Annotated in this window: 1 protein-coding gene; it reads left to right on the plus strand. The window is 57.2% G+C overall.

The annotated features are described in order from the left end of the window. On the plus strand, nt 1-446 hold a 446-nt coding region (locus PA598K_RS38525), incomplete at its 5' end, for an AI-2E family transporter (RefSeq protein WP_260405764.1). Between the last annotated feature and the right edge of the window lie 52 nt (nt 447-498).

Consider the following 498-nt stretch of genomic DNA (forward strand, 5'->3'; position numbering starts at 1 on the left):
GCTGCTGCATCGGCATGCTGCTCTACATCGGCTATCTGATCATCGGGCTCAAGTATTCGCTCGTGCTCGCCCTGATCGCGGCCTGTACCGCCGTCATCCCTTACCTGGGACCGGCGATCGCGATTACGCCGGCGATGATCGTCGCACTTGTCACCTCGCCGCTCATGCTGATCAAGATGATCGTCATCTGGACCGTCGTCCAGCTTATCGAAGGCAAGTTCATCTCGCCGCAGATTATGGGCAAGACGCTGCAGGTCCATCCGATTACGATTATATTCGTCATTTTGACTGCAGGCAACCTGTTCGGCATCGTCGGCATCGTTCTCGCGGTACCAGGCTACGCGGTGCTGAAGGTCATCGTGACGAATGTGTTCAACTATGTCACGACCAACTCCAGACTGTACAAGCAAGAGCCGGAGCCGCATCTCCCGAGCGAGCAGCCTTGATAGCCAGAGATAGAGGGTAGCCACGGCCGCCCCCAAGCCAAAAAGCCGAGTC

The organism is Paenibacillus sp. 598K, from assembly GCF_003851045.1.
Classification (GTDB): Bacteria; Bacillota; Bacilli; order Paenibacillales; family Paenibacillaceae; genus Paenibacillus_D.